This is a genomic window from Chloroflexus islandicus (genome assembly GCF_001650695.1).
Lineage (GTDB): Bacteria > Chloroflexota > Chloroflexia > Chloroflexales > Chloroflexaceae > Chloroflexus > Chloroflexus islandicus.
The window spans coordinates 59,119-67,766 of sequence record NZ_LWQS01000049.1 but is presented as its reverse complement, the minus strand read 5'-3'; the positions used below and the strand labels follow the sequence as shown (position 1 = coordinate 67,766).

Sequence of the window (8,648 nt, the reverse complement as noted above, 5' to 3'; positions counted from 1 at the left end):
GGGGGGGGGGGCACCCGCCGGCGCAGGAGCAACTGCCGGAGCGGGGGCAACGCTCGGCGCAGGAGCAACTGCCGGCGCCGTCACAGCCGGTTGCCGCTCGCGTTCGGCAATGAAGCGCAGCACATCTTGTTTCGTAATCCGCCCGCCTTGCCCACTACCGCGGATTTGGGCCGGATCGAGGTTGTGTTCGGCTAATAGCCGGGCCACTACCGGCGAGAGGTAGGCATTGCGGCCATCGGTAGCCGGCGGCGGCGCCGTCGTTGTCGTGGCGGTGGCGACGGCCACTGCCGGCGCGGCAACTGTCGCTACCACGGGGCTGGCTGCCGGGGCCGGCGCCGTAACCGCCTCGCCAGCCGGAGCGAGCCGGGCAATCACCGTGCCGACCCGCACCGTCTCGCCTTCGGGTACCAGTATCTCGTGCAGGATGCCAGCGTCAGGGGCCGGCACCTCCGTATCAACTTTATCAGTCACCACTTCCAATAACGGCTCGTATTTCTTCACCGGTTCGCCGGGCCGCTTGAGCCAGCGCCCGACGGTGCCTTCGGTGACGCTCTCGCCCAATTGGGGCATCTTGATGTCGATCATGGATCTCACCTGTTAGTACGTTGCGCGTTGAACGTGGGACACAGCGCTGCTGTGTCCTTGGGGACACAGCGCTGCTGTGTCCTTGGGGACACAGCAGCGCTGTGTCCCTACGGGATGACCCACCTGTCAATATGCGGCCAACCGGCGCATGGCGGCGGCAATCTTCTCTGGCGAGGGCATGAAGGCCGCTTCGAGCGAATGGGCAAACGGCATTGCCGGCACATCCGGCCCGCCGATCCGCATCACCGGCCCGTCGAGATACTCGAAGGCGTGTTCGGCGATAATCGCCGCCACTTCGCCGCCAAACCCGCCAAACAGATTGTCTTCGTGGACGATCAGTGCCTTGCCGGTGCGGCGCACGCTGGCGAGGATCGTCTCGGTGTCGAGCGGGCGCAGCGTGCGCAGATCAACCACCTCGACGCTCACCCCTTCGGCGGCGAGCGCCTGCGCCGCTTCGAGGCAGTAGTGCAGCATGAGACCATAGGCAAAGACCGACATATCCTCGCCGGGACGCTTGATGTCGGCGGGGCCAATCGGCACGCGGTAGTCTTCTTCGGGCACGAAGCCTTTGATCAGGCGGTAGGTCTTCTTGTGTTCGAGGAACAGCACCGGGTTCGGGTCTTCGATTGCGCTCTTGAGCAAGCCTTTGGCGTCATAGGGGGTTGATGGCGTCACCACCTTGAGGCCGGGCACGTGGGCAAAGAAGGCTTCCACGCTCTGGCTGTGGTAGAGCGCGCCGTGGATGCCGCCGCCGTAGGGGGTACGGATGACCAGCGGCACTTCCCAATCGCCATTCGAGCGGTAATGTATCCGGGCCGCCTCTTGCACGATCTGGTTGAAGGCGGGTGCAATAAAGTCGGCGAATTGGATTTCGGCGATCGGCAGGGTATCGTTCATCGCTGCTCCAATGCACGCGCCGACGATCACGCTCTCGGCCAACGGCGAGTCGATCACGCGCATCGGGCCATATTTGTCATATAAGCCTTCGGTAACGCGGAAAACGCCGCCGCGCTTACCGACATCTTCCCCAAAAATAAAGACTCGCGGATCGGCAGCCATCGCCTCGTCGAGGCCTCGCCGGATCGCTTCGAGCAGGTTCATCTCAGGCATACCATCCTCCAAGGAATACGTTTAACGCAAAGCCGCCAAGAACGCGAAGTTCGCGAAGGTTGTTTGGAAGGTCGCCCCAAGCGCACTTGCCCCATCCCCCATCATCCCTTTGCGTCTCTGCGCCTCTGCGTGTCATCATCCGTTGCGTCTCTGCGCCTTGGTGATGAGGATCCATAACGCAAAGCCGCCAAGAACGCCAAGAACGCGAAGTTCGCGAAGGTTGTTTGGAAGGTCGCCCCAAGCGCACTTGCCCCATCCCTCACTATCCCTTTGCGTCTCTGCGCCTTTGCGTGTACCATCCTCTGCGCCTTTGCTCCCTCTGCGCCTTGGCGTTACCGGCGTGGCCGCACTGGCGCATACACGTGGTCATACAGCGTTTCGGGTTCGGGCATCGGTGCGCGTTCGGCCTCTTCGGTCGCGCGGTCAACCGTCGCCGCCACTTCAGCGCGCATCTCCTGCTCTTCAGCTTCGCTCAAGATACCGTGCTCACGCAGTTGGGCGACAAACCGCACGATCGGGTCTTGATGGCGCACCAACGCAATCTCGTGCGGCGGGCGGTAGGTGCGGTCGTTGTCGTCGCTCGAGTGGGCCGTCATGCGCACCACGCGAGCCTCGATCAGCGTGGGGCCATCGCCGCGGCGCGCGCGCTCGACGGCGCGACGGGTGACTTCGTAAACGGCCAGTACATCGGTGCCATCGACGCTGATGCCGGGCATGCCGTAGGCCGGCCCGCGGTCGGCCACGCTGGCCACCGCCATCTGCTGGCGTTGGTGAACGCTAATCGCGTACTCGTTATTTTCGCACTGGAAAATGACCGGCAGCCGGTGAACGGCTGCCAGATTCAGTGCTTCGTGAAAGTCGCCTTGGCTAGTGGTGCCCTCACCAAAAGATACCCACGCTACCGCGTCGCCACGCTTAATCTTCTCGGCCAGACCAATCCCCGCCGCGTGCGCAATCTGCGTCCCCACCGGCGACGATTGGGTCACAATTTTCAGGCGGCGGCTGCCGTAGTGAGCCGGCATCTGCCGGCCCCCCGAACTCGGATCGGTGGCGCGGGCAAAGAGACCTAGCATCACTTCGGTCGGGGTCATCCCCATCACCAGCACGGTCGCCAAGCCGCGATAGTACGGCAGCACAAAGTCCTTCCCGCGACTCAGCGCAAACGCCGCTCCCACCTGCGCCGCTTCGTGACCTTGGCAACTAATCACAAACGGCGCCTTGCCGGCCCGGTTGAGCACCCACATTCGCTCATCGAGCGCCCGCGCTAACATCATATACCGCAGCATGTCACGCAACGTATGCGGCGGCAGATCGTGCCCAAATCCCGGACTGGCGCTGACTTCGTTGATCGAGACGGTCATCGATACTACCTCCCTCTTGATGTACGCGCCAATACCAAATTCCCGCCACGGTTCGCCGTAGCGGGGCGCGACAACGCAGGCGCACGCTCGTAAACGCTTACGTTCCGTCCCCATCGACGGCGATCGTGTGTTCAGGCTACCATGAATAGTATAGCCGAAAATGCCGGTTTGCGGATAGTCTTAGCCGTTACTGTTCCCGCACCGCCAGCGCCACCGGCCAGCGCCGCAAGATATCGGCCAGCGCCAGCCCCGGCCCCGCCGGATGATCGGCGACGGTCAGGCATTCATCGGTAAACAGATTGCGATAGCACGACCCCGGCGCTACGGCGGGCAGCGGCAGCCACGTCTCATCCCACAGTTCGCCAACCGGCGGCGTTTCCCGTCCGCCGCTGAGCCGGGCCGTCAGCCGGGGAGCGACTGCAATCACTTCACCGGCAGTTGGATGGCGGCGAGCGAAGGCGATCACGTGCTCGGCAGCCGGGCCGCTCGCGGTGAGCGGCAGGTAAGCGCCAGCGCGGAAGAGATCAGGCCGTTCGCGCCGGAAGGCCAGCGCGGTGGCAATGGTGTAGAGCTTGATCCGGCCATCGGCGGCGGTAGCCAGCAATGCTTCCGCCAACGCCTGCGCCCCGCGTTCGGCCCGTTGCGCGCGCAACTCGGCCAGCAACGCCATCCGGCGCTGGAAATCAACTGGTCGCCGGTTATCGGGATCAACCAGACTCAAATCCCACAGTTCGCATCCCTGATAGAGATCGGGCACCCCCGGCGTCGCCAGCCGCACGAGAGTTTGGGTCAGGCTGTTGAAACGACCGAAAAACGCGACCCGCTTGGCGAACGCATCAAGGCTCTCGAGAAACCGGCGCGAACGGCGCGGGTCGAGAATGCCGGTGACGAAGCGTTGCACCGCGGCATCGTACTCGGCGTTGGGGTTGATCCAGCTCGTATTGACCTTCGCCTCACGGGTGGCCTTTTCCATATAGGCGACCATCCGCTCGGTGAAGCGGGGCAGATGCTCCATCCCTTCCCACGCCCCAACCAGCGTCTGATAGAGCAGATACTCGTCATTGCGGCTCGGCGCCATCCCACCCTCGATCTGGCTGCGCTTCGCCGCATTCAGCCGGCTCCATTGCACGACGTGCTTGCGCCATTCGTCGGGCAGCTCGCTCAACACGCTGATACGAGCCCGCACATCTTCGCTGCGTTTGGTATCGTGGGTGGAGGTTGTCACCATACTGTGCGGCCAGTGCCGTTGCCGCTCTTGGGCAGCCTGATGCAGCTCGGCCACGTCGTTGCCAAAGAGTTCGGGGTGTCCGCCCACCTCATTGAGCGCGACCAGCCGGTTGTAGACGTAGAAGGCCGTGTCCTCCACCCCCTTCGCCATCACCGGCCCGCTCAGTTGCTGAAACTTCATCACAAAGCGCACCACGTCATCGCGCACTTCCGGCGCAAAGTGGTCGAGATTGCGCAAGAGCAACGTCTCTTCGATAAAGTCGAAGATCTGCGCCGCCGTGCGCGGGTTGCGCCGTTTCGCCTCGCGCACCGCTGCCCGGATCGCCTGCTCGTCGCGCTCGCTGACCACGCCATTGGTGCTGATGTAGCTGCGGTAGACCGGCATGCCGGCGATCACTTCGCGGATGGCGAAGGTGAGGCTGTTGAGAGTAAAGTCGCGGTAGCGGCGGGTGCGCTCGGCCAGCCGGTCGAGCAGATGGCTGAGGGTGTTGACTTCGCTCGCCAGCGCGACCAGCATAATCTCCTTCTTTTTGCTGTTGACCAGATTGGCGAAGGTGGGTTGCGGCCCGGCAAACTGGCTATAGAGCCGGTTGAGCGCGCGCTGGCTGCTGCGGTCGATCAAGACGCCGCCGATCTGGTTGAGGAAATCGTAACCGGTAGTGCCGGCCACCGCCCAATCGGCGGGCAACGGTTCGCCGTGGCTGAGAATCTTCTCGGCTACCACATAGAGCGGCCACAACCGTTCGCCGCGCTCAGCCTGCGCCAACCGCTCGCGAATCTGCTCATCGAGATCAGCGGGGGCGCTGCCGCCAAAGCGCCCCGCCGCCGCATAGCGCAGGTAGCTCTCTTGCAATTGGCGGAAGTAGGCTGCTGGCTGCCACAGGCCATCAGGGTGATCGATGCGGGCGCCGGTGGCAATCCCCTCAGCCAACAAGCGCAAGATTAGATCGTGGGTCGCTTGCAACACTTCCGGTAGCTCAACCCGGATGGCGGCCAAATCGTTGATATCGAAAAAGCGACGGTAGTTGATCTCTTCGGTCGCCACCCGCCAGAACGCCAGCCGGTACGATTGGCGAGCGATCAAAGCATCAAGCAAGTCAAAACTTTTCGGATCGGCGGGATCGCCGTTGTAATCGGCCAGCGCCTGCGCGATCATCCGGCGCACCGGTTCGCTGGCCGCCGCCAGCGTCGCGATCCGGCGCTTGATCACCTCTTTTTCGCGGTTGCGCTCGATCACCCGCTCAGGCGCCGTCTCGTGGCGCGCCGGCAAATAGCCAATCGCGGTAATGATGCTCTGCAACTCAATCGCGTCGGGATGATCCGGCCCTAGTTCACCTAATAGATCGTCGAGCCGGTGGGCCAAAATATCGGCATAACTGCGCGGATTAAGCGGGAAGCGGTGCTCCCAGTAGCCCAAGCTAAACCCGCCATCGTCATCGTAGGACAAACGTAACTCGCCCCGTTCGAGAATCACGCCATATTGATCGCCCAACACCGGCAACAACACCTTGCCGTGCAATTCAGGCGGCACCGGATCCCAGTCAATGTCGAAGTAGGGGGCAAACACCGAACTCGGCCCGTTTTCGAGCACATCGCGCCACCAATAGTTGCGCAGATCGCCGATGCCCATGTGGTTGGGCACTACATCGAGGATCAAGCCGAGGTGATGGGCGCGTAGCGCCTCGGCGAGCTGGGCAAAACCCTCGGCCCCGCCCAATTCAGGGTTGAGTTGCGAGTGGTCGGTAATGTCGTAGCCGTGCCGGCTACCGGCGCGCGGGGTCAGGATCGGCGAGAAATACAGGTCGCTTATGCCAAGGTCGGCAAAGTAGGGAACCAGCTTAGCGACATCGGTGAAGGTCAGATCAGCGTTCAGTTGCAAACGGTAGGTTGCGCATGGAATGCGCGGTTCTACATCAATCATGGTTCTCCCGGCGGCAGACGAAAGCGCAATTTCGCGCCGAGCGCGCGGAACAGCCGCACCCACGCATGGGCATCGGCGTACCCCGCCTCGGCTTCGGCCTTCATCTGCGGATAAACAGACTGCAACAACTCGTAGTAGACATTTTGGGCATGCCAGACATCAACCTCAAACGGCAGATTGCGCGCCAAACCGACGGCTGCGTCGAGGTGGGCCAGCAACGACCGATCTTCAGGCGTGAGTTGGAAGGTCTCGCTGATGCGCCGGATGGTGCGCGATAGCGCATAACTCAACCCTTCGGCATCGAGGGTGACGCCAGAGCGTTGCGCCTCGCGCAGCAGACTGTTGATGCGGTCGAAATCGAGCGGGTCGGCTTCAAACAAGCGGCGCAGTTCAGTGTTGATGGCAAACTCGGCGGCGATCTGAAACTCGCGCGGCACCGGCATGCCCATACTGGCCAAAAACCGCATCAGCGGGGCGTGGTTTTCGTAAATCTGCCGGTAGGCCGCTTCAGCTTCCGCCAAACTTGAGGTGAGGATGCGGTTGAGGATCTGGCGCTGCTCGTCGCCGAACAGCAGCTTGAGCGAATACTGCTCTTGGCCGAAGTTGCGGTCAACCAAGCGGATAACGCCGGGAATATCGGCCCGCAAGAAGAGTTCGCTCAACTCTTCGATCAGTTGCTGGTAGGCCTGCTCGCTCTGATACTCGCGCACCCCGCCGGAAATGTTGTGATCGCCGAGGTGAAGCACGCCGAAGCTGAGCCGGGTCGCTTCGCCAGTGACGTTGGATTCAATCCGGATCCGGCCCATGGCCAAACGCGCCTTGCCTGCCAAGAGCAAATGGTAATCTTCACGCTCGACGGTATAGGCATAGATCTGTTCACGCTCGCCCACGCCATTAAAGAGCGAGGTCATCGCGTAGTGCGCACCCACTTTGCGCAGATCGACCATCGCCGGACGCACGTGGCGCTCGTAGAGGTCGCGCCCGTTGCCGCGCGCCGGTAGGTTGCTGCGCGCCTGCGCCAGCCGGTCGAGGAAGTCCGGCTCAAAGTCTTCGCCAAACAGCTCGTGAGCCAGTTGGAGCGCCCGCCCAGCGTACATCATCACCTGTATGGTCTCGATCCCGCTCAAGTCATCGAAAAACCAGCCGCACGAGGTATACATCAGCATCAGATGGCGCTGCAACTCCATCAGCTTCAGCGCCGCAATCCGCTGGCCTTCATCGAGCCGGCCCCGGCCATGCCGGCCAATAAAGGCGGCGACATTCTCCGGTGAACGGTCGAGAATGACGTTGATATAGTCATCGCGCGCGGCCCACGGATCGACCAGCAACCGGCGGGCATAGCCCTCGAAGCGGGGGGCGATCGTGTCGCGCAGCCAGTCGAGCGCGGCACGCAGCGGCGCGCGCCATGCCTGATTCCAACCCGGATTGCCGCCGGTATTGCAGCCACAATCGGTTGACCAGCGCCCCACGCCATGCGCACAACTCCACGCCGTGCGTTCGATGATCTGCACTTCGTGGGTAGGGCGGTAGCGTTGCAGGTACGAGGCATAATTGGTCAGCTTGGCCAAGCCGGTCTCTTCGATGTAGTGGAGGGCGTAGGCCAGCGCCATATCGCCATGGCGGTGGTGGTGGCCATAGGTCTCGCCGTCGGTAGCGATGTGGGCCAGTTGCGGCCACGGACGCTGGTCGTTGAAGATGCTGGCCAAGCGGTTGGCAAAGCCAACCCCGCTGCTGAGCAGGCGCTCGAAGGCGACGGCCCGCGACACCGGCCCATCGTAGAAAAAGACCGTGATCGCCCGCCCGCTCGCCAGCTTCACTAGGTACGGCTGGGTCGGATCGATCCGCCCGCCGCTCACATCATGCCAAATCATCTCGCCGATTTTGCGCACGTGGCTGGCTTGGGTCGGGGCCAAGATCGTAAAGCGAATGCCGTGCTCGGCCATGATATCGAGCGTTTCGAGGTCAACCGCCGTTTCCGGCAACCACATCCCCTCTGGTTCGCGGCCAAAGCGATGCACAAAGTCGCGGATGCCCCAGACCACCTGCGTCACCTTATCGCGCCGCGAGGCCAGCGGCATAATCATGTGGTTGTAGCACTGCGCCAGCGCCGAGCCGGCGCCAAAATAGCGCTGGCTCTCTTGATCGGCGTTGAGAATGGCTTGATAGACCTGTGGCGCATGCGCGGCCAGCCACGTCAAGAGGGTTGGCCCGAAGTTGAAGCTGATCCGGCTGTAGTTATTGACGATGCGGACAATCTGGTTTTGGCTGTCGAGAATGCGCGAGGCGGCATTTTCCTCGTAGCATTCGGCAGTGATCCGCTCGTTCCAGTCGTGATAGGGGTACGCCGAGTCTTGCTGTTCAACCGCCTCAAGCCACGGATTTTCCCGTGGCGGTTGGTAGAAGTGGCCGTGAATGCAGATCAGCCGCTCGGCCATAGTAGGTAC

Annotated in this window: 5 protein-coding genes; all 5 read right to left on the bottom strand. The window is 62.5% G+C overall.

Features of this window, described 5'->3' with window-relative positions:
* On the bottom strand, positions 1-585 hold a 585-nt coding region (locus A6A03_RS20835; protein ID WP_245668917.1), incomplete at its 3' end, for a biotin/lipoyl-containing protein.
* Positions 586-711: 126 nt separating this feature from the next.
* Complete coding sequence (locus tag A6A03_RS08825; protein WP_066786561.1) at positions 712-1,695, bottom strand: alpha-ketoacid dehydrogenase subunit beta; 984 nt, start codon at positions 1,693-1,695, stop codon at positions 712-714.
* Positions 1,696-2,027: 332 nt separating this feature from the next.
* Positions 2,028-3,056: a thiamine pyrophosphate-dependent dehydrogenase E1 component subunit alpha gene (locus tag A6A03_RS08815; protein ID WP_066786555.1), complete on the bottom strand. Its 1,029-nt coding sequence runs from the start codon at positions 3,054-3,056 to the stop codon at positions 2,028-2,030.
* 187 nt (positions 3,057-3,243) lie between these two features.
* Complete coding sequence (locus A6A03_RS08810; RefSeq protein ID WP_066786552.1) at positions 3,244-6,204, bottom strand: malto-oligosyltrehalose synthase; 2,961 nt, start codon at positions 6,202-6,204, stop codon at positions 3,244-3,246.
* Positions 6,201-8,639, bottom strand: a complete 2,439-nt coding sequence (locus tag A6A03_RS08805) for a DUF3536 domain-containing protein (protein WP_066786549.1) — start codon at positions 8,637-8,639, stop codon at positions 6,201-6,203. The genes A6A03_RS08810 and A6A03_RS08805 overlap by 4 nt, the downstream gene beginning before the upstream one ends.
* Positions 8,640-8,648 lie beyond the last annotated feature (9 nt).

What these genes read in the sequence shown, in the direction of transcription:
- A6A03_RS08825 (WP_066786561.1), bottom strand. Translation starts at nt 1,695, where the DNA reads ATGCCTGAGATGAACCTGCTCGAAGCGATCCGGCGAGGCCTCGACGAG.
- A6A03_RS08805 (WP_066786549.1), bottom strand. Translation starts at nt 8,639, where the DNA reads ATGGCCGAGCGGCTGATCTGCATTCACGGCCACTTCTACCAACCGCCA.
- A6A03_RS08815 (WP_066786555.1), bottom strand. Translation starts at nt 3,056, where the DNA reads ATGACCGTCTCGATCAACGAAGTCAGCGCCAGTCCGGGATTTGGGCAC.
- A6A03_RS08810 (WP_066786552.1), bottom strand. Translation starts at nt 6,204, where the DNA reads ATGATTGATGTAGAACCGCGCATTCCATGCGCAACCTACCGTTTGCAA.